Genomic DNA, 22,128 nt, shown 5'->3' with positions numbered 1-22,128 from the left:
GGGGGCCCCCCCCCCCGGGGCCGGGGCCCCCCCCCGGGGGGGGGCCCCCCCGGGGGGGGCCCCCGGGGGGGGGGGGGGGGGGGCCCCCCCGCGGGGCCCCCCCGGCCCGGCGGGGGGCACGGGGCCCCGCCCGGGGGGGGGGGGGGGGGCACGGGCGGGGGCGCCGGGCCGGGGGGGCGGGGCGCCCCTCTCGTGCGGCGGTCCGCGCGTGTCGGTCCGCGCGTGTCAGGACTGGGTCGTCAGTCCTCGCTCGGCGCCGAGGGCAGGCGGGTCTGGATGAGGTCCATCACCGAGGAGTCGGTGAGCGTGGTGACGTCGCCCAGCTCGCGGTTCTCCGCGACGTCGCGCAGCAGGCGGCGCATGATCTTGCCGGAGCGGGTCTTCGGCAGCTCGGTGACCACCAGGATCCGCTTGGGCTTGGCGATCGGGCCGAGCGTGTGGCCGACGTGGTCGCGCAGGGCCGCGGTCAGCTCGGCGCTGTCCTCGGCGGTGCCGCGCAGGATGACGAACGCGACGATGGCCTGCCCGGTGGTCTCGTCGGCGGCGCCGACGACCGCGGCCTCGGCCACCTTCGGGTGCGAGACCAGCGCGGACTCGACCTCGGTGGTCGAGATGTTGTGGCCGGAGACCAGCATCACGTCGTCGACCCGGCCGAGCAGCCAGATGTCGCCGTCCTCGTCCTTCTTGGCACCGTCGCCGGCGAAGTAGCGGCCGGGGAAACGGGACCAGTAGGTGTCGATGTACCGCTGGTCGTCGCCCCAGATGGTGCGCAGCATCGACGGCCACGGCTCGGTGAGCACCAGGTAGCCGCCGGAGCCGTTGGGCACCTCGTTGGCCTCGTCGTCCACCACGGTGGCGGCGATGCCCGGCAGCGGGCGCTGCGCGGAGCCGGGCTTGGTCTCGGTGACGCCGGGCAGCGGGGAGATCATCATCGCCCCGGTCTCGGTCTGCCACCAGGTGTCCACGATCGGGGTGCGGCTGCTGCCGATGTGCTCGCGGTACCAGACCCACGCCTCGGGGTTGATCGGCTCGCCGACGCTGCCCAGCACCCGCAGGCTGCTCAGGTCGAACTTCGCGGGGATGTCGTCGCCCCACTTCATGAAGGTGCGGATCGCGGTCGGCGCCGTGTAGAGGATGGTGACGCCGTACTTCTGCACGATCTCCCAGAACCGGCCCTGGTGCGGGGTGTCCGGGGTGCCCTCGTAGATGACCTGGGTCGCGCCGTTGGAGAGCGGGCCGTACACGATGTACGAGTGGCCGGTGACCCAGCCGATGTCCGCGGTGCACCAGTAGACGTCGGTCTCCGGCTTGAGGTCGAACACCGCGTGGTGGGTGTAGCTGGCCTGCGTCAGGTAGCCGCCGGACGTGTGCAGGATGCCCTTCGGCTTCCCGGTGGTGCCCGACGTGTACAGGATGAACAGCGGGTGCTCGGCGTTGAACGCCTCCGGGGTGTGCTCGGTGGACTGGCGGCCGGTCAGCTCGTGCCACCAGACGTCCCGGCCCTCGGTCCAGGCCACGTCCTGCCCGGTCCTGCGGACCACCAGCACGTGCTCGACCTGCGGGGTGCGGGAGACGGCGTCGTCGATGGCCGGCTTGAGCGCGGACGGCTTGCCACGCCGGAAGCCGCCGTCGGCGGTGATGACGACCTTGGCGTCGCCGTCGTCGATCCGGGACGCGACGGCGTCCGCGGAGAAGCCGCCGAACACCACGGAGTGCGCGGCACCGATCCGGGCACACGCCAGCATCGCGAAGACCGCTTCCGGGATCATCGGCAGGTAGATCGCCACCCGGTCGCCCTTGGCGACGCCCAGTTCGGTGAGCGCGTTCGCGGCGCGGCACACCTCGTCCTTCAGCTCCGCGTATGTGACGGTGCGGCCGTCGCCGGACTCGCCCTCGAAGTGGATCGCGACGCGGTCGCCGATCCCGGCCTCCACGTGGCGGTCCACGCAGTTGTAGGCCACGTTCAGCTCGCCGTCGGCGAACCACTTGGCGAAGGGCGGGTTGGACCAGTCCAGCGTCTGGGTGGGTTCGGTCGCCCAGGTCAGGCGGCGGGCCTGCTCGGCCCAGAAGCCCAGCCGGTCGGCCTTGGCCTGCTCGTACGCCGCCTCGGTGACATTGGCTGCGGCGGCCAGTTCGGCCGGGGGAGCGAACCGCCGCTCCTCCTTCAGCAGATTGGCCAGGCTCTCGTTGCTGCTCACGCCAGCTCCTTGTCAGGGTGTCCCAGATGTCCCAGCCCTACCTCATCAGTCCGCGCCGACCCTGACAAGGGGCCTCCGCAAAGTGGTTTAGACCTTTGTGGCGACACCCTCCGTTTCCGGCGCCTCGGGGGCGGTACCGCCCGCGGTTCCCGCCAGGCCGGCTTCCGGGCTCGCTTCCGGGTCGGCCGCGGAGTCGTCCGGGGGGTCGTCCGCGGGGACGGTGGCGAGGCGGTCGGCGAGAGCGCCGGCCGGGCCGGAGGCATGTGCGCCGGGCGAGCCGTCGGCGGGGACCATCACCGGGTCCGGGCCGACCGCGGTGAACACGCCGGTCGCCGGGTCCAGCATGTACGCCTGCGCCTCGGCCACGTGGAAGTACATCCCGTGGAGCTGGAGGGTGCCCTCGGCGACCCGGACGGCCACGCACGGATGGGCCGTCAGATGGTCGAGCTGGGTGACCACGTTGGCCAGGGCGAGGCGCTCGGCCTCGTCGGCGACCGGTCGGCCGGCCAGTGCGACCCCGCCGGGGCCCGCGGGGGAGGGGCGCCCCAGCCGTACCAGGCTCGGGCGGCCGTGGTCCAGCCACCGGGCCAGCGGGGTCCGGGCACCCGGCTCGTGATCCGAGGCCAGCAGCGCCTGCATCGCGCCGCACCCGGAGTGCCCGCACACGGTGATGCCGGAGACCCGCAGCACCTCCACCGCGTACTCGACGGCGGCCGCCACCGAGTCGCAGGAGGACTCCGCGCCGGGCGGCGGCACCATGTTGCCCACGTTCCGCACCGTGAACAGGTCGCCAGGACCGCTGGAGGTGATCATGCTGGTGACCAGCCGGGAGTCCGCGCAGGTGAGGAAGAGGTGCCCCGGGCTCTGCCCCTCCAGGGCCAGCCGGGCCAGCTCCGCGCGGACCAGTGGCGCGGTGTTGCGCTGGAACGCGCTGACCCCGCCCAGCAGCTGCCCGCTGCTCGTCGCCGTCGCCGTCGCCGTCGCCGCCTCGGCCCGGGCGGGGCGGGTGCAGTGGTGGTTGCGCCACGGCGTCCAGGGGCGGCAGGCGTGCGCGCTCACCGGTTCGCTGACCCTCCGCCCCGCGCCGTCGCTCAGCGCCGCCCGTCCGCCGCGCGAACGGTGCCGGTCGCACCAGGAGTTGAGCGCCTCGTAGGCGGCGTGGTCCATGAACGAACCGCCCAGCTCCACCACCGCGTTGGCCCCCGCCGGCACCTGGGCGAACCCGCGCGCCAGCCGCGGCACGGCCAGGAACGTCAACTGGCCGGTCACCCGGACCCGGTGGCAGCCCGGCTCCTCGGTGACGGTGACCCGGGTGCGCGTCAGGCGGCTCAGCGCCAGCGCGACGGCGACCAGGACTCCGGCGACCACGCCCTGCAGGACGCCGAACAGGACGACCGCGGCGAGCGTCACCGCGTAGACCGGGAACTCACGGTGCCGCTGGACGTGCCGGATGTGCGCGAAGCTCACCATCCGCATCCCCACCACCATGACCAGCGCGGCGAGTGCCGCCAGCGGGATCGCCTCCAGGGCGGCCGCCGCGAAGCCCGCGCACACCAGCACCCACGTGCCGTGCAGGATCGTGGCCCTGCGGGTGCGGGCGCCCGCTTCGACGTTGGCCGAGCCGCGCATCGCCCCGCCGGCGATCGGCAGTCCGCCGAGCAGCCCCGAGAGGATGTTGGAGGCGCCCTGGCCGAGCAGTTCGCGGTCCAGTCGGGCAGGTGGGGCGTGCGGGCCGGGACGTCCTGCTTGCAGGGTGTCGACGGCGACCGCCGACAGCAGCGACTCCATGCTGGCCACCAGCGTCACGGTCAGGACGGCAGCGGTGACCCCGAGCACCGGCCCGTCGGGCACCTGCGGCAGCACCGGCATCTGCCAGTCCGGCAGGGTCACCCGGGGCACGCTCTGCCAGGCACTCGCCGCGGTGGCGAGCGCGACCGCCACCAGCGGGGCCGGGACCCCCCGCAGCCGCGCCGCGCGGCCGCGCAACCTCGGCCAGCCCAGCAGGACCGCGGCGGTTATCGCCCCGATGAACGGGGTCGCGGGGTGGCTGTGCAGCAACTGGCCGGGTAAAGCGGCGATGTTGGCGAGGGTGGTGCTCTGCGGGGCGCCGCCGAGCACCACGTGGAGCTGGCCGACCGCGATGACCGTGCCGATGCCGGCGAGTATGCCGTGCACGATCGCGGGGCTGATCGCCAGCGCGGCCCTGGCCACCCGCAGCCCGCCGAGCAGGAGTTGGGCCAGCCCGGCCAGCACGGTGATCGCGCAGGTCGCGCGCCATCCGTAGCGGTCGACGAGGCCCGCGGTGACCACCACCAGGCCGGTGGCGGCGCCGCTGACCTGCAGCGGCGCACCTCCCAGCGTGCCGGCGACGATCCCGCCGACGGCGGCGGCGACCAGGCCTGCCTGTAACGGGGCGCCGGTGGCGAGGGCGAGGCCGAGCGAGAGCGGAACGGCGATCAGGAAGACCGTGATCGAGGCGGACAGATCGGATCGGAGGGCGCCGAGCGGGCTCGGCGGGGGAGGCAGTCTCATGGCTCCCGTCTCCTTCGGCGGACGGCGGGCGGTGGACGTACGACGGGTGGTGCACGGGCTGCGGCGGCCTGAGAGTCGGCTCTCGCGATGTTCAAGCGTCGGTAAATGAAGAGTAATGTCCCGAACGCGGAGAGTGAAGTCCGGAGGCTCGATCTGTGGATGATTTCCAGCTATCGAGTGAATTGTCTGGTGAGCGGCCCGGTGGGATCGGCGACGCCCGGTGAGCGTGCCATCGTCCGATCACGGGTGCCCGTCGATCCCCCATCCCACATTCCGCGCCACCGCAGAGCCTCCGTACCCGTCCACGTAGCGAGGTCCGCATGCTGTCCGTGCGCCCGACCCGTCTCCTGCACGCCGTCCGCAGCCGCCGGCTCGCCGCGCTCCGCCTGCTGCGAGCCGTCCCGGCCGCGTGTTCCGCTCGTTCCGCCGCGGTCCCGGCGGCGGATCCGGCCCGTGCCGCCGCCCGTGCCGCCCCCGCCCGTGCCGCCGCCCCGTCGTCCGCCTCCGTCCGCGTCGCCGCGGCCCTCGCCGTGGTCGCGCTGGCCGCCGGCGCGGCGGGGTGCGGCTCCGGCGCCGGGCGCATCGGCCGGTCGCAGTCCGGGAACGCGGACGACCAGGTCGCCATGCCCCCGTCCTCTCCCGCGCGCGTGCTCGGCGACGGCTCGACGTCCGACACCGGTCCCCAGCCGCACCAGCCCGTGCCCTACCGGCTGGTGACCGGCGAGGTGCCGCCGCAGTTCGTCGTCTTCTCCTTCGACGGCGCGGCCGAGGACGCCCGGAAACTGTTCTCCCGGTTCCGCGCCGCGGGCGGTCGCGCCAACGCGGCCATGACCTATTTCCTCAGCGGTGCCTCGCTGCTGCCGGCCGGCCGCGCGGACCTGTACGTCCCGCCGGGCGGTGCCGCCCGGCCCGCTGGTCTCGGCAGCGACGACGTGGACTCGATCGCCGCCACCCTGCGCGAGATGCGGCTGGCCTGGCGGGACGGCAGCGAGATCGGCACGTCCTTCAACGCGCGGACCTGCGCGCAGGCGGCCGCCGGCTCCGACCGCTGGACGTCGGCGGAATGGGGCAGCGAGATCCGGCAGGCCGAGTCCTTCGTCACGCGCTGGAAGTCCGACTCCGGCCTCACCGACGAGGACCCGCTGCCGTTCGAATACGCCAAGGTCCTCGCCGGAGGCCGGGCGCCCTGCCCCGGCGGCGGAGCGGGCCTGCTGCCCGCGGCCGCCGCGGCGGGCTTCCGCTACGACGCGAGCGGCACCGGCGGGCGCCAGATGTGGCCCTCGACGGCGGAGGGAATCTGGGAGTTCCCGCTGCCGTCGGTTCCCGTGCCCGGCGGCACGCGCCAGGCCCCGGCGACCGACGCCGGCCCGCTCGGAGCCGGCCTCGACCGGCAGCAGGTCCGCGACGCCCTCACCGCCGCGTTCCAGCGCGCCTACCGCGGCAACCGCGCACCGCTCTTCGTCGGCGCTCATCTCGCCACGGCGGGCGACGCCTACCTGCGGGGCGTCGAGGACACGATGAAGGACGTGTGCGCCCGGCCCGGCGTGCGCTGCGTGTCCTTCAGACAGCTCGCGGACTGGCTCGACGCGCAGGACCCGCGGGTGCTGGCCCGTCTGCGCACGCTCGCCGTGGGGCGGGCGCCGGCGCCGGGCTGGAAGGAGTTCGTCGCCGCGGCGAAGCGCTAGGCAGGCCCGTCGGCCCCCGCTGAAACGCTCAGCAGGGCCGTCGGCCCCCGCGTCACGCCGAGAGCGTGCCGGCCCCCGCGGGTTCCGCGAGCAGGGCCTCGCTCAGCACGAACGTCGGGTCGATCTGGGCGACCAGGTCCGCACCCGTCTTCTCGTTGCCCCAGTTCCGTGCGTTCTTCTCGTGGAAGTGCGTCATCTGGCGGGTGTAGCGCGCCCAGTCGCGGGCCTCGTACGCCCGGTCGGCGTGCGCGTGGACCGTGCGCAGCGCCTCGCGGTTGGCCTGCTCCAGCAGTTCGAACCGCGGCGGGCGGCCCTTTTCCATGGCCCGCACCCAGTCGGAGTGGCCGAAGGCGACCAGCAGGTCGTTGCCCACCTCGGCGCGCAGGAACGCCAGGTCGTCCTCGCCCTGCACCTTGTTGCCGATGACGGCCAGGCCGACGCCGAAGTCGCGGGCGTACTCCTTGTACTGGCGGTAGACGGCCACGCCCTTGCGGGTGGGCTCGGCGACCAGGAACGTCATGTCGAAGCGTGTGAACATCCCCGAGGCGAACGAGTCGCTTCCGGCCGTCATGTCCACCACGAGGTATTCGTCGCGCCCGTCCACCAGGTGGTTGAGGCACAGCTCCACCGCGCCGACCTTGGAGTGGTAGCAGGCCACGCCCAGGTCCGACTCGTTGAACGGTCCGGTGACCATCAGGCGCACGGCCGCGTCGCCGTCCAGGGCGACGGTGTGCGCGCAGGCCGTGTAGACGGGGTTGTCCTCGACCAGGCGCAGCAGCCGGGAGCCGTGTCCCGGCGGCGTGGTCTTGATCATCGTCGCTGCCGAGCCGATCCGCGGGTTGGCGCCGCGCAGGTACTCCTTGATCTCCGGCAGGTGGGCGCCCAGCGCGGGCAGGGCGGCGGCGTCGTCCTCGTCGAGACCGAGCGCGGGGCCGAGGTGCTGGTTGATGTCCGCGTCGATCGCGAGGACGGGGACCTGCGCCGCGGCGAGATGGCGGACGAAGAGCGAGGACAGCGTCGTCTTGCCGCTGCCGCCCTTCCCAACGAAAGCGATCTTCATGTTCGTCAGCGTAGTGGCGTTCGCCACGTTCCAGTCCGCCAGGAGTGGGAAAGGCCACTCGTTCGTGGTCGTTCGGGGTCCCGGGGGGTTTGTATGGTCGTGCACATGGCTTCGAACGCAGCTCCCTCGCCCGCTCACGGGCACGCCGACCCGCTGGCTGTGCTGGGCGATCTCCCGGGTGTTCCCGAGGCGGTCGCCTCGGTGCGCAAGGCCGTCGACGGCGTCTACGGGCACCGCGTGATGCGCCGGCGCTCCGACGAGGTCGCCTCGGAGGCGGCGCTGCGCGGAGCCCGGGCGTCGGCTGCGCTCGCGGACGCGGACTGGCCGCTCGAGGAGCTGCGCCGGCGCAGTGACTTCTCCGCCGACGCCGAGGCCCGCACCGTCGGCGCCGCGCTGCGGCTGACCGCCGAAGCCGGTCAACTGCTCGGCATCTGGCGCCAGTCGCCGGTCCAGGCGCTCGCCCGGCTGCATCTGGTGGCGGCCGGTGGGGTGGCCGACGACGCGACGGTGGGGCGCCCGCGGCTGAGCGGCGAGGCCGTGGACGAGCCGCTGGTCCCGGTCTCCGAGATCCCGCTGCCCGACCCGATAGAGGTCAACGCCCGGCTGGAGGGCCTGGCCGACCTGCTGCGCGCCGGCACCAGGGCGCCCGCTCTGGTGGTGGCCGCGGCCGTGCACGGTGAACTGCTGTGCCTGCGGCCGTTCGGGTCCTTCAACGGACCCGTCGCACGGGCCGCCGAACGTATCGTGCTGGTCGGCAGCGGCCTCGACCCGAAGTCGGTCTGCCCGGCCGAGGTCGGCTACGCGGAACTGGGCCGTTCGGGGTACCTGGCGGCGCTGGAGGGCTACGCCTCGGGAACTCCGGAGGGCATGGCCGTGTGGATCGCCCATTGCGGCAAGGCACTGGAACTCGGGGTGCGCGAGAGCGTGGCGGTCTGCGAGGCGCTGCAGCGCGGGGCCGCCTGAGTCCGGCGGCGAGTTCCGCCCGGCCCGGCGCCGGTGTCCGTGCACCCGGACAGAGTTGCGGCGGCATCATCGGAGATGCCGCCGCTGGCATGTCCGCCGAGTTACCAGTGCGTGCGCGAATTCTGCCCATCAGGCCGGGATCTTTGCCCGTCACCTGGTGCGGCTGGCCCGGTTGGCGGGTCGGCTACGCGTGGGTGCCCAGCTTCCATACTCGGTCCGTGGGGCCATCTGCTGTGAACTGCGGTCTTCCTCTCGGAACTCCGTGGTCTCGCGGGCCTAAGTCCTTTCTACCGCCGACCCGTGCGTAGCGGAACCCCTGGCTACACTTTTTACTTTTCCTGCCAATCAGGACATAAGCATCGGCCGGCGCCGCCGGGAGGCCAGCCACACCAGCCCCGCCGTCGCCACGGCCGCACCCACGGCTGCCATCACGAGCACGGGCCCCTGGGGCATCGGCAGCGACGGGAGGCGCTGGTTGAGCCGCACCGGCCGGCTGAACGTCAGTACCGGCCACTCGCGGGACACCGCCTCCTTGCGCAGCGCCCGGTCCGGGTTGACCGCGTACGGATGGCCGACCGCCTCGAGCATCGGGATGTCGGTCGCCGAGTCGCTGTAGGCGAAGGAGCGCTCCAGGTCGTATCCCTCGGACTCGGCCAGCAGGGCGATGGCGTCGGCTTTCGCCGGACCGTAGACGTAGTGCTCGATCTCCCCGTTGTAGGCGCCGTCCTCGACGACCATCCGGGTGGCGATCACATGGTCGGCGCCGAGCATCTCGCCGATGGGCTCGACGACTTCGGAGCCGGAGGCGCTGACGATCACCACGTCACGCCCGGCCGCCCGGTGCTCCTCGATGAGGGAGGCCGCCTCGTCGTAGATGATCGGGTCGATGAGGTCGTGCAGCGTCTCGGCGACGATCTCCCTCACCTGCTGTACATTCCAGCCCCGGCACAGATCGGAGAGGTATTTGCGCATCCCTTCCATCTGGTCGTGATCCGCACCTCCGACCAGGTACACGAACTGGGCATATGCGGTACGCAATACCGCACGTCTGTTGATGAGCCCGCCGTGGTAGAAGGAGCGTCCGAAGGCGAGCGTGCTGGACTTGGCGATCACGGTCTTGTCGAGATCGAAGAACGCCGCGGTGCGCGGTGGCAGGTGGTTTTCCACGAGATGAGCATAGGCAACCACCATTCGGCGTAAGCTCAGGCGCGTGGGTTTGCCTGAGAAGGGCTTCGGGTACACCATGGAAGTCACGGATCGTTCGCGACCGTGCTAACCCGGTCTGGCTCCTCCCCCCCCGAGTCGGACCGTGGGGACGACCCCCGCTCTCCCCCCCGGCGGGGGTCGTCGCATGTCCGGATGCGTTTCGGCACTCCGACCCCGGCTCCGCGACTCGTACGTCCATCGTTCTCTCCTTCGCATGTGTGTGCGCTGCGATGTGTACGACGCGTGACGCTCCGTAATCGATTCCCGATCCTGCGGAACTCACTCCTCCGAGTGGCGGAGTTATCCACAATCGCCGAGTTGTCCACAGATTCCGACCAAGATCATCTCAATTCCGGTTCGGGTCCCAAGCTGATCGCAGACGAAGCTCACCGAGCTCGCACGACATGCGACGGGGGACTTGGAAATGCCCGGAACCACCACGCCCGACCGCCTCACGGCCGCCACTGCCGAACGCCCGGCCGGTCCGCTGATTGTGACCGAGGACGAATCACTCCTCGACGATCTGCTGCGGTTGTGTGCCGCCGCGGGCAGCGAACCGGAAGTCGTGTTCACCGCACCGCCGCGTGCGGGCAGTTGGGACCGTGCGCCGCTGGTGCTGGTCGGCGCGGAAGCCGCCGCGCGGGTACGCGGCGCGCCCCGGCGCCGGGGCGTCCTGCTCATCGGACGGAACGACGACGATGCGGAGACCTGGCGGCAGGGCGTCGGCATCGGCGCCGACCACGTGCTCTTCCTGCCCGAGTCCGAGAGCTGGCTGGTCGACCGCATCGCCGACGTCGCCGAGGGAGCGGGCGGTCCCGCGCTGACCATCGGCGTGGTCGGCGGCCGCGGCGGCGCAGGCGCGTCGACGCTTGCCTGCGCGCTCGCGGTCACCGCCGCCCGCGGCGGCCTGCGCGCCATGCTCATCGACGGCGACCCGCTCGGCGGCGGCCTGGACATCCTCTTCGGCGCGGAACGCACCGGAGGGCTGCGCTGGCCGGACTTCGCCGACTCCCGCGGCCGGGTCAACAGCGGGGCGCTCGAGGAGTCCCTGCCGCGGCTCGACTCCCTCAGCGTCCTCAGCTGGGATCGCGGAGACTCCGTGCTGATCCCTCCTCAGGCCATGCGGTCCGTGCTGGGTGCCGCCCGGCGCCGGGGCGGTGTGGTCGTCGTCGACCTGCCGCGTCGTGTCGACGACACCACCGCCGAGACGCTCACGCAGATCGACGTGGGGCTGCTGGTGGTCCCGGCCGAACTGCGCGCCGTGGCAGCCGCCAGCAGGGTCGCCGGCGCCGTCCAGGAAGTGCTCGACGACCTGCGCGTGGTGGCCCGCGGCCCCTTCGGATCCGGGCTCGACGACCAGGAGATCGCCCGCCTCATCGGGCTGCCGCTGGCCGGTGAACTGCCGCCGGAACCCTCGCTGGCCGACGCGCTGTCGGGCGCTCCGCCCGGCTCGGCCCGCCGCGGTCCCCTGGCCCGCTTCTGCGGCGCCTTCCTCGACCAGGCGCTCGGCCACGCCGGGAGCGTGACGGCATGAATCCCGAACTCCTGGACGCCGTACGGCTCCACCTGGCCGAACACGGTGGTGAACCCACCCCGGCCCGCGTGGCGGGGGCCCTGCGCGCACGAGGGCGCCTGCTGGGCGACGCGGAGGTGCTGGACGTGGTCGCCGCCCTGCGCTCGGAACTGGTCGGCGCCGGCCCGCTGGAACCCCTGCTCGCCGACCCCGAGGTCACCGACATCCTCGTCAACGCACCGGACCAGGTGTGGATCGACCGGGGCCGCGGGCTGGAACGCAGCGGCGTCGGCTTCGGCGACACCGCGGCCGTGCGCCGGCTCGCCCAGCGCCTGGCCACGACCGCCGGCCGGCGGCTCGACGACGCCCGGCCCTGGGTGGACGCGCGGTTGCCCGACGGCACGCGCCTCCATGCCGTGCTTCCGCCCGTCGTGGTCGGCTCCCCCTGCCTGTCGCTTCGCGTGGTCCGCGCCCGTGCCTTCACGCTGCCCGAACTCGTGGCCGCCGGCACGCTCGACGCCGGAACCGCCGCTCTGCTGCAGGACGTCCTGGACGCCCGCCTGTCCTTCATGATCAGCGGCGGCACGGGGTCGGGGAAGACGACGCTGCTCAGCTGTCTGCTCGGCCTGGTCGACCCGGCTGCCAGGATCATCCTCGCCGAGGACTCCGCGGAACTGCGCCCGGACCACCCGCATGTGGTCCGGCTGGAGACCCGCCCCGCCAACCAGGAGGGCGCGGGCCTCGTGACCCTGCGGGACCTGGTGCGCCAGGCACTGCGGATGCGCCCGGACCGGCTGGTGGTGGGCGAGGTCCGAGGAGCCGAAGTCACCGACCTGCTGGCCGCGTTGAACACCGGCCACGAAGGCGGCTGCGGCACGGTCCACGCGAACGCGGCAGCCGACGTGCCCGCCCGCCTGGAGGCACTCGCCAGCACCGCCGGGCTCGACCGGGCGGCCCTGCACAGCCAGTTGGCCGCCGCCCTGTCCCTGGTCGTCCATCTGGAACGTGACGGCGCCGGCCGTCGGCGGCTCGCCGAGATCCATGTCCTGCGGCGCGGTGCCGACGGCCTGGTGGCCACCGAACCCGCCCTGGTCCGCGATCCCCGCGGCGGGTTCGAGCACGGCCCCGGATGGCCGCGGCTGAACCGGCTGTGCGCGGCAGGTGCGTCATGACCGCGACCACCTCGACGGCGACCCTCACCGCAGCAGCCGCTCTGTGCGCCCTCCTGGCGACCTTGGCGGCCGTATCCGGCTCCTCGCCCCATCGGCGCGCCCGGCAGCTTCTGGAAGGCCCTGAGCGGCGACCGGGACGCAGTTCTGTGCTGGGGCAGTGGGTGGCCGCGGTGGCCTCCGCGCTCCGCGGCGACCGGTCTTCGGCAGCGCAGGACGGCGGCGACCCCGCACGGGTCGCGGCGGAGGGACGGAAGGCGCAGGCGGGGGATCCGGGTCCGGTTCCGGATGCGGGCAGGGCCGAGGAGTCCGGCACGGCCGCGGCGCGCACGGCACGGCGCCTCGCGAACGGCTCAGGGAAGCGCGCCGGCGGGCTCACGAGTGGCCGGGTGTCACACACAGTGCCGCCGAGGAGAGCCGGCCCGCCCGGAGCGTCCCTCACGGACCTCGCACCAGCCGGAACCGCTGCTGTGGCCGACGATCACGCGAGCAGGCCACGGGCGGCCGAGGCGCTCGTGGCGCGGTTGCGCGGCAGGGGTTTACGGCCGGAGGTCCTCTGCGTGCCTGCGGGGGCGGTGGCCGGGCTGGTGACCGCGTCGCCGGTGCCGGTGGTGGCGGGCCTGATGGCTGTCCGGCCGGTCGGGCGGGCGCTGTGCCGGCGAGCCGAGCGGGCGGCGGCGGAACGCGGCGCGGCTGCCGTGAGCGCACTGTGCGGTCGGCTGGCCGGGGATCTGCGGGCGGGCCGCCCGCCCCACGCGGCCCTGGCCGAGGCGGTGGACGCCGCCGGCTGGGCGCGGATCCCGGAACTGTCCTCGGCAGCGGCGCTGCTGTCCTCGGCGGCCCGGTTCGGCGGTGATGTGCCGAAGGCGCTGCGGACCGCCTCCCGGCTGTACGAGGGCACCCGGGGCCTCTCGGCCGTGGCCGCCTGCTGGCAGGTCGCCGTGGACGGCGGCGCCGGACTGGCGGCCGCGCTGGACCGGGTGGCCGGTGCGCTGCGGGCCGAGGCGGATCAACGTGAGGATCTGCGGGCCCAGTTGGCCGGGCCGCGGTCCACGGCGGTGCTCCTGGCGCTGCTGCCGGTGTTCGGGGTGGTGCTCGGCGCCGGCCTGGGTGCCGACCCTTCGCGGGTGCTGCTGCACACCCTTCCGGGGCTGCTGTGCCTCGGCGCGGGCGCGGTCCTGGAGTGGGCCGGCCTGGCATGGACGGCCCGGATCATCCGCAAGGCGGAGGGCGGACAACCGAAAGATCCCGGAATGCCGCGGCTCCGAGGGAGGTGGGTGCCATGACAGCCGAGACTGTCCACAGGCTGGGGATGGCGGGCGCTCTCGCGACAGCGGGGCTTGCGCTCCTCCTCGTCCTGGCCGAGACCCGCGAACGCACCCGAGCCGCACGCCGGTTGCGCAGGGCGCTGGACGCGCCGCCATCGCAGGGGCCGCGCCCGCGCCAGGCGCAGGGCACGCGGCGAAGGCCGCGCGACGGCATTCTGCGGGGCCCCGAGGGCGTCCGGGAGGTCGCGGCATACGCGGCGGCCGGAGCGGCCGCAGGCGCGGTCCTCGGCGGGCTGCCGGGCGCGATCGCCGGGGCCGTGGTGGCGGCCTGCGCCGCGAAGTGGTGGGCCGGACGTCGTGCGGGACACGGGGAGCCGGGCAGGGCCGCACCCGATCCGTCCGAACTCCCGCTGTGTGCCGACCTGATGGCCGCCTGCCTGGCAGCAGGAGCGACGCCCGGCGAGGCCGCGGGTGCCGTGGGGACCTGCCTCGGCGGCCCCTTGGGCGCGGCCCTGAGACGCGCACAGGCGGAGCTGCGGCTGGGGGCCGAGCCCGAGGACTGCTGGGACCGGCTGGGCCGGCTGCCCGGGGCCCGCGAGATGGCCCGCTGCCTCGCCAGGGCGTCCACGACCGGCAGCGCGCCGGTCGCGGAGATGGCCAGGCTCGCCGCGGACTGCCGTGCGGCCCACGGGCGTTCGGCCCTCGCGCGAGCCCGGAAGGCCGCCGTCGTGGCCACCGCGCCTCTCGGGGTCTGCTTCCTGCCGGCCTTCCTGCTCGTCGGCGTGGCACCCGTCGTCATGGGGCTCGCCCGGACCGTGCTGGGAGGCGCCATGGGCTGAACCAGGCCGCCCGAACCGACCGATGCGACCCGTTCCAGAGATCCAGACCCGAGCGCCGGCGGAACCGCCGGCGTCGACCACACCAGGAGGAAGCCATGACCACGACCACCCGAATCGCCACGGCGTCGACCGCTCTTGTCCGCCCGGACAAGGGCCGCAGGAGGGCCCCTTGGCTCGCACGCAGGCTCAGGCGATGGCGCGCGGCGCCCGAGGCGGGCATGAGCACCGCGGAGTACGCGGTGGGCACGATCGCCGCATGCGGGTTCGCGGCCGTGCTCTACAAGATCGTGACGAGCGGGCCGGTGCGGACCGCCCTCACCGGGGTGATCGAGAAGGCCCTCCATGCGCCGTTCTGATCGCCGTCATGAGCGGCCGCGGCCGCCAGGCCGCCGCGGTGACCGGGGCTACGTCACCGCCGAGACCGCGATGGTCGTTCCGGTGCTCGTCCTGCTCACCGGACTGCTGGTCTGGGGAGTGATGGCCGCTGCCGCGCAGGTGCGCTGCGTGGACGCAGCCAGGGCCGGGGCGCGGGAGGCCGCCCGTTCGGAGGCGCCGGCCGACGTGCTGAGTGCCGCCCGGGCGGCCGCGCCCGCCGGGGCACAGGTCAGCGTGCAGCGGGAGGGCAGCATGGTCCACGTGCGGGTGACCGTTCCGGCCCCGCGCTTCCCGGTCACGCTGACCGCCGAGGCCGCGGCCCTCGCCGAGGACACCGTGGGCGAAGGGGGTGGCGGTCCATGAGGAAACACGGGGACCGCGGATCGGCCACCATCTGGTCGCTGGGCGCGATGGGGGTGCTGCTCGCCCTGTTCGCGGCGGCGCTGTTCCTCAGCCAGGCCGTGATCGCCCGGCACCGCGCGGGCGGCGCCGCGGACCTGGCCGCCCTCGCCGCGGCCGACCACGCGCTGGACGGCCCGCAGACCGCCTGCCGGCTGGCCGCCGCCGTCGCCCAGGCCCAGGGCGCACGGCTGCGCAGCTGTCAGGTGGCCGGAGAAGTGGCGGAGGTCGTCGCCGAAGTGGACCGAGCCAGGGTCCGCTCGCGCGCAGGCCCCGCCGACGAACCGACCCCAGCGGCGCCTCAGCCACGCCCCCCGACCACGGCGGCACTCCCACCCCTCGCCTAGCCGGCCCCAGCAGCCCCGGCTTCGCCTTCGTCCTGGGCCATGGCTCCGGCCGAGCCGTCGGCCTTGGGCTTGGGTCGGGTCTCGCCCCCACCCTCGTCCGGCGCGGGCTGGCTCTTGCCCTGCGGGGCGGCTCCGGCCGAGCCGTCGGCCTCGTCCCCGCCCCCGGGCCGGGCCTCGGCCTCGGCCTCGGGCGCAGCTCCGTCCCCGCCCCCGTCACCGGCCTCCGCCTCCAGTGCGTCCCCCTCGGCGCCCGCGGTGAGCAGGCAGTCGAGGAGGCGGACGGCGGCGGCCTTGTCCAGGGGGTCGTTTCCGTTGCCGCACTTGGGGGACTGGACGCACGAGGGGCAGCCGAACTCGCACTCGCAGGCGGCGATGGCCTCGCGGGTGGCGGTGAGCCAGGTGCGGGCGGTGCGGAAGGCGCGCTCGGCGAAGCCGGCGCCGCCGGGGTGGCCGTCGTACACGAAGACGGTGGGCAGGCCGGTGTCGGCGTGCAGGGGTATGGACACGCCGCCGATGTCCCAGCGGTCGCAGGTGGCGAAGAGCGGAAGGAGGCCGATCGAGGCGTGCTCGGCGGCGTGCAGGGCGCCGGGCAGCTCCTCGGGGTGGATCCGGGCGGCGTCCAACTGGTCCTCGGTGACCGTCCACCACACGGCCCGGGTGCGCAGGGTCCGCGGCGGGAGGTCCAGCTTGGTCTCGCCCATGACCTCGCCGGTGATGAGCCGCCGGCGCAGGTAGGACACGACCTGGTGGGTCACCTCGACCGACCCGAAGTGGATCCGGGCCTCGCCCCACGGCTCCTCGAGCTCGTCGGCGAGGACCCGCACGTCGGTGGTGTCGCGGGCCATCGTCGAGTAGGGCGGGTCGGCGCGCTCGACCAGGGCGACCGAGTCCTCCAGGTCGAGCTGCCGGACGACGTAGGTGCGGCCCTGGTGGAGGTGGACCGCGCCGTCGTGGACGGTGGTGTGGGCGGCGCCCGCGTCGACGGTGCCGAGCAGGCGGCCGGTCCCGGCCTCGACGACCTGGACGGGCGTACCGCCCTCGCCGCGGATGTCGGTGAGGTCGGCGGCCCGCTCCCGCCGGGTCCAGAACCAGCCGGCCGCCCGGCGCCGGAGCAGCCCCCGCTGCTCCAGCTGCGGCACCAGCGAGGCCGCCTCGGGCCCGAACAGGTCCAGGTCGGCCTCGGTGAGCGGCAGCTCCGCGGCGGCTGCGCACAGGTGCGGTGCGAGGACGTAGGGGTTGTCCGGGTCGAGCACCGTGGACTCCACGGGCCGCTCGAAGATCGCCTCGGGGTGGTGGACGAGGTAGGTGTCCAGCGGGTCGTCGCGGCCGACCATGATCGCCAGCGCGCCCTGTCCGGTGCGGCCCGCACGGCCGGCCTGCTGCCACAGGGACGCGCGGGTGCCGGGGTAGCCGGCCAGCAGCACGGCGTCGAGCCCGCTGACGTCCACGCCGAGCTCCAGGGCGGAGGTGGAGGCGAGGCCGAGCAGCCGGCCGGAGTGCAGGTCGCGTTCCAGGGCGCGGCGCTCGTCGGCGAGGTAGCCGCCGCGGTAGGCCGCGACGCGGCGCGGCAGGGAGGCGTCGATCTCGGCCAGGCGCTCCTGGGCGATGAGGGCGACCAGTTCCGCGCCGCGCCGGGACCGGACGAAGGCCACGGTGCGGATGCCCTGCAGGACCAGGTCCGTCAGCAGTTCGGCGGACTCCGCGGTGGCGGTGCGCCGCACCGGGGCGCCGTGCTCGCCGGACAGCTCGGTGAGCGGCGGCTCCCACAGCGCGAAGGCCAGCTCGCCGCGCGGCGAGGTGTCCTCGGTGACCTCGGCGACCGGCACCCCGGTCAGCCGGCCGGCGGCCCGCGCGGGGTCGGCGGCCGTCGCGGAGGCCAGCAGGAAGACCGGGTGCGCGCCGTAGCGGGCACACACCCGCCGCAGCCGCCGCAGCACCTGGGCGACGTGCGAGCCGAAGACGCCGCGGTAGGTGTGGCACTCGTCGATGACGACATAGCGCAGGCTGCGCAGGAAGGAGGACCAGCGGGCGTGCCCGGGCAGGATGCCGCGGTGCAGCATGTCGGGATTGGTCAGCACGTAGGTGGCGTACTGGCGTACCCATTCGCGCTCTTCGAACGGGGTGTCGCCGTCGTACACGGCCGGCCGTACGGCCTGGCCCAGGGGCGCGGCCAGCGCCGCCACGGCCCGGCGCTGGTCGGCGGCCAGCGCCTTGGTGGGTGCCAGGTACAGCGCGGTCGCGCCGCGCCCGCCGGTGGCGGAGCCGCCGCGGGCCCGCGCGCCCGGTTCCGCGCCGTCCATCAGGGCGCTGAGGACCGGCGCGAGATACGCCAGCGACTTCCCGGACGCCGTGCCGGTGGCGACGACCACCGACTCGCCGCGGACCGCGTGGGCGGCCGCGCGCGCCTGGTGTTCCCACGGACGGTCGATCCCGGCCTTGCGGATCGCCTCCACGACATCCACCCGGATGCCCTCGGGCCAGGATGCATGCCTGCCGACCCGCGGGGGCAGGTGCTCCGTATGGGTGATGCGTACGGCACGGTCGTCCCCCGCGGAGAGCCGCTCCAGAGCGGTCCGGGGAGACGGGCGTCCGTGCGCCGACTGCGGAAGATGATCCTGGGCCATCGGCACTCAGTGTGTCACCGGCGTGACGGACAATCGCAGTAAGGCGTCGTGCTGGCCCACCGCGAAGTGATTGAATGCCATCGCGGCTGCCGATCCTTCCCCTACCTTTCGGTGAGGAAGGCCCCTACAACCGTTACCTTCGGTGGGTAGCCCCAGGGGGGCGCCGCGTCGATGCAAGGTGCTGGAGGATCCGTGGACCTGTCCCTGTCGACCCGAACCGTCGGCGATCGCACGATCGTCGAGGTCGGCGGCGAGATTGATGTGTACACCGCGCCCAAGCTGCGCGAGCAGCTGGTGGAACTCGTGAACGACGGGAGTTACCACCTGGTCGTGGACATGGAGGGAGTCGACTTCCTCGATTCGACCGGCCTGGGTGTGCTCGTCGGCGGGCTCAAGCGGGTGCGCGCTCATGAGGGATCGCTGCGTCTGGTGTGCAACCAGGAGCGCATCCTGAAGATTTTCCGCATCACCGGCCTGACCAAGGTGTTCCCGATCCACACCTCGGTCGACGAGGCCGTCGCCGCGACCGACTGAACCTTCGACCCAGACGAGGGGCACCGGACGGGCTCGCCGTCCGGGCCCCTGTGTTGCCCACCCAAAGGAACCGAGGGGGAGGCCCGGCCATGCCCACCGTAGAACTGCTCTTCAGCGCCCAGCCCGAGCACGTGCGCACCGCGCGGCTCGTAGCGGCTGCCGTGGCGCGCCGGGCGGGGGTGGACGAGGCGGCTCTGGACGAGGTGCGGCTGGCCGTGGGCGAGGCGTGCAGCCGCGCCGTCGGCCTGCACCGCATCAGCGGCGTCGAGGAACCGGTACGGGTGCGGCTCACCGAGGAGGAGAAGAAGTTCTCCATCGAGGTGGCCGACGAGGTGCCCGGCACCCCCTCCGGCTCCGCGCCCGACACCGGCGCCGACGAGCCGGCCGACGACGAAGGCGAGATGGGCCTCGCGGTCATCAGCGGTCTCGTCGACGACTTCGAGGTCATCGACGGCGACAAGGGCGGCATCATCCGCATGAGCTGGCCCACGGTCTCCGTCTAGCCGCTCCCTCCAGCCGCTCCGGCCGGACGCACTTCCGGCCGCTGCGTCCAAGCCCTCCGGCCTGACGGACTTCCAGCCGCTCCCCGCCGTACGTCGCGCGCCGCGCCGACCCCTCCGCCGGCGGCCCCCGCGGGCCGCCCCGCGCCAGGTCAGGCGCGGCGCCCCCACCCTTCACGGGCCGCGCTCCGCCCGCCGCGCGGAAACGCCGCCCGTCATTTACCGTGGGAATTCCCTACGGGCACCCTTTTGCGATCTTCTGCTGCTCCCTACAATCCGTCCATCTTGCTCAGCTCGCCTGAGCGTTGCGGCTTGATCAGCCGTAGGAGCCGCACGCCCATGCGCCAAACGTCAAGGAGGACGAATGGCGGGGCAACTCACCCCTCAATCGCTTGCTGCCGCGCCGGTATTGACCGGTGGAAACCAAGCACTCGTATGGATCATCGCGGTGGTCGCACTGGCCGCTCTCGGGGTCGCCGCGGTGCTGGTGCGTCAAGTGCTCGCGTCGGACGAGGGTACCGACTCCATGAAGAAGATCGCTGCTGCCGTGCAGGAAGGCGCCAACGCCTACCTCGCACGGCAGTTCCGTACGCTGGGGATCTTCGCCGTGGCGGCGTTCTTCCTGCTCATGCTGCTGCCGGCGGACACCACCTCGCAGCGCGTCGGACGGTCGATCTTCTTTCTGGTGGGCGCCGTCTTCTCGGCGACCACCGGCTATATCGGAATGTGGCTCGCGGTCCGCAGCAATGTGCGGGTCGCGGCCGCCGCGCGGGCGGCGACACCGGAATCCGGTGAACCGCCGAAAGATCTCACCGAGGTCTCCCACCACGCGATGAAGATCGCTTTTCGCACCGGCGGCGTGGTCGGAATGTTCACCGTCGGGCTCGGGCTGCTCGGCGCTTCCGCGGTCGTCCTGATCTACAAGGCGGACGCGCCCAAGGTGCTGGAGGGATTCGGATTCGGCGCGGCCCTGCTGGCGATGTTCATGAGGGTCGGCGGCGGGATCTTCACCAAGGCCGCCGACGTGGGCGCCGACCTCGTCGGCAAGGTCGAGCAGGGCATCCCCGAGGACGACCCGCGCAACGCCGCCACCATCGCGGACAACGTCGGCGACAACGTCGGGGACTGCGCCGGCATGGCGGCCGACCTGTTCGAGTCCTACGCGGTCACCCTGGTGGCCGCCCTGATCCTGGGCAAAGTCACCTTCGGCGACTCGGGGCTGGTGTTCCCGCTGCTCATACCGGCGATCGGGGTGCTCACCGCGATGGTCGGCATCTTCGCGGTGGCCCCCCGCCGCTCCGACCGGAGCGGCATGGCCGCCATCAACCGCGGCTTCTTCATCTCCGCCGTGATCTCGCTGGCCGGCGTCGCCGTCGCCGTCTTCTCCTACCTGCCCTCCTCCTACTCCGACCTCAAGGGCGTCGGCCCCGACATCTCCTCGCACTCCGGTGATCCGCGGGTCCTCGCCCTGGTCGCGGTCGCCATCGGCATCGTGCTGGCCGCGCTGATCCAGCAGCTCACCGGCTACTTCACCGAGACCACCCGGCGCCCGGTGCGCGACATCGGCAAGACGTCGCTGACCGGGCCGGCGACCGTGGTGCTCTCCGGCATCGCGCTGGGCCTGGAGTCCGCGGTGTACTCGGCGGTGCTGATCGCCCTCGCGGTCTACGGGGCGTTCCTGCTCGGCGGCACCTCGATCTTCCTGGCGCTGTTCGCGGTGGCGCTGGCCGGCACCGGCCTGCTCACCACGGTCGGCGTGATCGTGGCCATGGACACCTTCGGGCCGGTCTCCGACAACGCCCAGGGCATCGCCGAGATGTCCGGCGACGTCCACGGCGAGGGCGCCCAGGTCCTCACCGACCTGGACGCGGTCGGCAACACCACCAAGGCCATCACCAAGGGCATCGCGATCGCCACCGCGGTGCTCGCGGCGACGGCCCTGTTCGGGTCGTTCAAGGAGGCCGTCGACACCGCGGTCGCCAAGGCCCATCCGGGCACGTCCGACGCGCGCTGGCTGTCCCTGGACATCTCCCAGCCGAACAACCTCGTCGGGCTGCTGCTCGGCGCGGCCGTGGTCTTCCTCTTCTCCGGACTGGCGATCAACGCCGTGTCGCGGTCCGCGGGCGCGGTGGTCTACGAGGTGCGCCGCCAGTTCCGCACCCACCCGGGGATCATGGACGGCACCGAAGTGCCCGAGTACGGCCGCGTGGTGGACATCTGCACCAAGGACGCACTGCGCGAGCTGGCCACGCCGGGACTGCTCGCCGTGCTGGCCCCCGTCGCGGTGGGCTTCGCCCTCGGCATCGGCTCGCTCGCCTCGTACCTGGCGGGCGCGATCGGCGCCGGCACCCTGATGGCGGTGTTCCTCGCCAACTCCGGCGGCGCCTGGGACAACGCCAAGAAGCTCGTCGAGGACGGCCATCACGGCGGCAAGGGCAGCGAGGCCCATGCCGCGACCGTCATCGGCGACACCGTCGGCGACCCGTTCAAGGACACCGCGGGCCCGGCGATCAACCCGCTGCTGAAGGTGATGAACCTGGTGGCGCTGCTGATCGCGCCGGCCATCGTCAAGTTCAACTACGGCGTCGACGCCAACCTCGCCGTGCGGATCCCCGTGGCCATCGTGGCCCTGGCGGTCATCATCGGCGCGGTCTACGTGTCCAAGCGCCGCGGCATCGCGATGGACGACCAGGGGAAGGACGGTGACCAGTCTCCCGCGGACCACGGATCGACCGTGGCCGCCTGACAGCACCCGCGCCATTCCCCCGATTCCCGGCCTCTGACGTCCACTTCACCTGCGTGTTCGGCACGCTGCCCGCGGGCGCCCGGTGTGCACCGGGCGCCCGCGGCGCGCCGGTGTCCGGGCCCGTTCCGGGCCGCCGTCCGGTTCTTGCGACGAACGGCTTGATTACCGGA

At 73.5% G+C, this 22,128-nt stretch carries 17 protein-coding genes; 12 read left to right on the top strand and 5 right to left on the bottom strand.

Annotated elements, in window-relative coordinates; genetic code table 11:
- Nucleotides 1–239 precede the first annotated feature (239 nt).
- Entirely contained in the window at nucleotides 240–2,198 is a 1,959-nt protein-coding gene (acs, locus tag ACH4TG_RS34420; protein WP_398246583.1) for an acetate--CoA ligase, read from the bottom strand.
- An 87-nt stretch (nucleotides 2,199–2,285) separates the two neighbouring features.
- Nucleotides 2,286–4,730: a SulP family inorganic anion transporter gene (locus ACH4TG_RS34415; RefSeq protein ID WP_398246582.1), complete on the bottom strand. Its 2,445-nt coding sequence runs from the start codon at nucleotides 4,728–4,730 to the stop codon at nucleotides 2,286–2,288.
- Nucleotides 4,731–5,050: 320 nt separating this feature from the next.
- On the opposite strand from ACH4TG_RS34415, the gene ACH4TG_RS34410 reads away from it, so the two are divergent.
- The gene (locus tag ACH4TG_RS34410; RefSeq protein WP_398246581.1) at nucleotides 5,051–6,415 is read left to right on the top strand and encodes a hypothetical protein; all 1,365 of its coding nucleotides are present in this window, start codon (nucleotides 5,051–5,053) and stop codon (nucleotides 6,413–6,415) included.
- Between the two features lie 52 nt (nucleotides 6,416–6,467).
- Here ACH4TG_RS34410 and ACH4TG_RS34405 read toward each other — a convergent pair whose 3' ends face one another.
- Complete coding sequence (locus ACH4TG_RS34405; protein ID WP_398246580.1) at nucleotides 6,468–7,475, bottom strand: ATP-binding protein; 1,008 nt, start codon at nucleotides 7,473–7,475, stop codon at nucleotides 6,468–6,470.
- A 105-nt stretch (nucleotides 7,476–7,580) separates the two neighbouring features.
- Here ACH4TG_RS34405 and ACH4TG_RS34400 point away from each other — a divergent pair, with 105 nt between their 5' ends.
- A complete protein-coding gene (locus ACH4TG_RS34400) occupies nucleotides 7,581–8,438 on the top strand; it encodes an oxidoreductase (protein ID WP_398246579.1) in 858 nt (285 codons plus the stop codon).
- Between the two features lie 345 nt (nucleotides 8,439–8,783).
- Here the strand turns inward: ACH4TG_RS34400 and ACH4TG_RS34395 are convergent, their stop codons facing one another.
- On the bottom strand, nucleotides 8,784–9,629 hold the full coding sequence (locus ACH4TG_RS34395; protein WP_398246578.1) for an HAD family hydrolase: 846 nt from the start codon (nucleotides 9,627–9,629) through the stop codon (nucleotides 8,784–8,786).
- 439 nt (nucleotides 9,630–10,068) lie between these two features.
- Between ACH4TG_RS34395 and ssd the strand changes: the two genes are divergently transcribed.
- The 7 genes from ssd to ACH4TG_RS34360 all read left to right on the top strand — a co-directional run bounded on the left by ssd (nucleotide 10,069) and on the right by ACH4TG_RS34360 (nucleotide 15,554).
- Nucleotides 10,069–11,178 (top strand): septum site-determining protein Ssd, encoded by a 1,110-nt coding sequence (gene ssd, locus ACH4TG_RS34390; protein WP_398246577.1) that lies wholly within the window; start codon nucleotides 10,069–10,071, stop codon nucleotides 11,176–11,178.
- Nucleotides 11,175–12,329 carry a TadA family conjugal transfer-associated ATPase gene (locus tag ACH4TG_RS34385; RefSeq protein ID WP_398246576.1) on the top strand — a complete coding sequence of 385 codons (1,155 nt, stop codon included), beginning with the start codon at nucleotides 11,175–11,177 and terminating at the stop codon, nucleotides 12,327–12,329. Before ssd ends, ACH4TG_RS34385 begins: the two co-directional genes overlap by 4 nt.
- 557 nt (nucleotides 12,330–12,886) lie before the next feature.
- A complete protein-coding gene (locus ACH4TG_RS34380; protein WP_398246575.1) occupies nucleotides 12,887–13,612 on the top strand; it encodes a type II secretion system F family protein in 726 nt (241 codons plus the stop codon).
- Nucleotides 13,609–14,433 (top strand): type II secretion system F family protein, encoded by an 825-nt coding sequence (locus ACH4TG_RS34375; protein WP_398246574.1) that lies wholly within the window; start codon nucleotides 13,609–13,611, stop codon nucleotides 14,431–14,433. Before ACH4TG_RS34380 ends, ACH4TG_RS34375 begins: the two co-directional genes overlap by 4 nt.
- Before the next feature lie 95 nt (nucleotides 14,434–14,528).
- The gene (locus tag ACH4TG_RS34370) at nucleotides 14,529–14,789 is read left to right on the top strand and encodes a DUF4244 domain-containing protein (protein WP_398246573.1); all 261 of its coding nucleotides are present in this window, start codon (nucleotides 14,529–14,531) and stop codon (nucleotides 14,787–14,789) included.
- Entirely contained in the window at nucleotides 14,776–15,171 is a 396-nt protein-coding gene (locus ACH4TG_RS34365) for a TadE family type IV pilus minor pilin (RefSeq protein WP_398246572.1), read from the top strand. The genes ACH4TG_RS34370 and ACH4TG_RS34365 overlap by 14 nt, the downstream gene beginning before the upstream one ends.
- On the top strand, nucleotides 15,168–15,554 hold the full coding sequence (locus tag ACH4TG_RS34360; protein WP_398246571.1) for an Rv3654c family TadE-like protein: 387 nt from the start codon (nucleotides 15,168–15,170) through the stop codon (nucleotides 15,552–15,554). Before ACH4TG_RS34365 ends, ACH4TG_RS34360 begins: the two co-directional genes overlap by 4 nt.
- Here the strand turns inward: ACH4TG_RS34360 and ACH4TG_RS34355 are convergent.
- Complete coding sequence (locus ACH4TG_RS34355; RefSeq protein ID WP_398246570.1) at nucleotides 15,551–18,178, bottom strand: DEAD/DEAH box helicase; 2,628 nt, start codon at nucleotides 18,176–18,178, stop codon at nucleotides 15,551–15,553. The two genes, ACH4TG_RS34360 and ACH4TG_RS34355, sit on opposite strands and share 4 nt — an antisense overlap.
- Before the next feature lie 192 nt (nucleotides 18,179–18,370).
- Here ACH4TG_RS34355 and bldG point away from each other — a divergent pair, with 192 nt between their 5' ends.
- From bldG to ACH4TG_RS34340, 3 genes are all read left to right on the top strand, one after another.
- The gene (gene bldG / locus ACH4TG_RS34350) at nucleotides 18,371–18,712 is read left to right on the top strand and encodes an anti-sigma factor antagonist BldG (RefSeq protein WP_031520166.1); all 342 of its coding nucleotides are present in this window, start codon (nucleotides 18,371–18,373) and stop codon (nucleotides 18,710–18,712) included.
- Between the two features lie 89 nt (nucleotides 18,713–18,801).
- The gene (locus ACH4TG_RS34345; RefSeq protein WP_398246569.1) at nucleotides 18,802–19,215 is read left to right on the top strand and encodes an ATP-binding protein; all 414 of its coding nucleotides are present in this window, start codon (nucleotides 18,802–18,804) and stop codon (nucleotides 19,213–19,215) included.
- A gap of 361 nt (nucleotides 19,216–19,576) precedes the next feature.
- The gene (locus ACH4TG_RS34340; RefSeq protein WP_398246568.1) at nucleotides 19,577–21,958 is read left to right on the top strand and encodes a sodium-translocating pyrophosphatase; all 2,382 of its coding nucleotides are present in this window, start codon (nucleotides 19,577–19,579) and stop codon (nucleotides 21,956–21,958) included.
- Nucleotides 21,959–22,128 lie beyond the last annotated feature (170 nt).

Source organism: Streptomyces sp. NPDC020917 (genome assembly GCF_044333795.1).
Lineage (GTDB): Bacteria > Actinomycetota > Actinomycetes > Streptomycetales > Streptomycetaceae > Actinacidiphila.
Note: the sequence above shows the minus strand (reverse complement) of the source record. Positions and strands in the feature narration are given on the sequence as shown.

Bases quoted from the DNA above. Each gene is read 5' to 3' on its own strand.
- ACH4TG_RS34415 (WP_398246582.1), bottom strand. From the start codon at position 4,730: ATGAGACTGCCTCCCCCGCCGAGCCCGCTCGGCGCCCTCCGATCCGAT.
- ACH4TG_RS34410 (WP_398246581.1), top strand. From the start codon at position 5,051: ATGCTGTCCGTGCGCCCGACCCGTCTCCTGCACGCCGTCCGCAGCCGC.
- ACH4TG_RS34405 (WP_398246580.1), bottom strand. From the start codon at position 7,475: ATGAAGATCGCTTTCGTTGGGAAGGGCGGCAGCGGCAAGACGACGCTG.
- ACH4TG_RS34400 (WP_398246579.1), top strand. From the start codon at position 7,581: ATGGCTTCGAACGCAGCTCCCTCGCCCGCTCACGGGCACGCCGACCCG.
- ACH4TG_RS34395 (WP_398246578.1), bottom strand. From the start codon at position 9,629: ATGGTGGTTGCCTATGCTCATCTCGTGGAAAACCACCTGCCACCGCGC.
- ssd (WP_398246577.1), top strand. From the start codon at position 10,069: ATGCCCGGAACCACCACGCCCGACCGCCTCACGGCCGCCACTGCCGAA.
- ACH4TG_RS34385 (WP_398246576.1), top strand. From the start codon at position 11,175: ATGAATCCCGAACTCCTGGACGCCGTACGGCTCCACCTGGCCGAACAC.
- ACH4TG_RS34375 (WP_398246574.1), top strand. From the start codon at position 13,609: ATGACAGCCGAGACTGTCCACAGGCTGGGGATGGCGGGCGCTCTCGCG.
- ACH4TG_RS34370 (WP_398246573.1), top strand. From the start codon at position 14,529: ATGACCACGACCACCCGAATCGCCACGGCGTCGACCGCTCTTGTCCGC.
- ACH4TG_RS34365 (WP_398246572.1), top strand. From the start codon at position 14,776: ATGCGCCGTTCTGATCGCCGTCATGAGCGGCCGCGGCCGCCAGGCCGC.
- ACH4TG_RS34360 (WP_398246571.1), top strand. From the start codon at position 15,168: ATGAGGAAACACGGGGACCGCGGATCGGCCACCATCTGGTCGCTGGGC.
- ACH4TG_RS34355 (WP_398246570.1), bottom strand. From the start codon at position 18,178: ATGGCCCAGGATCATCTTCCGCAGTCGGCGCACGGACGCCCGTCTCCC.
- ACH4TG_RS34345 (WP_398246569.1), top strand. From the start codon at position 18,802: ATGCCCACCGTAGAACTGCTCTTCAGCGCCCAGCCCGAGCACGTGCGC.
- ACH4TG_RS34340 (WP_398246568.1), top strand. From the start codon at position 19,577: ATGGCGGGGCAACTCACCCCTCAATCGCTTGCTGCCGCGCCGGTATTG.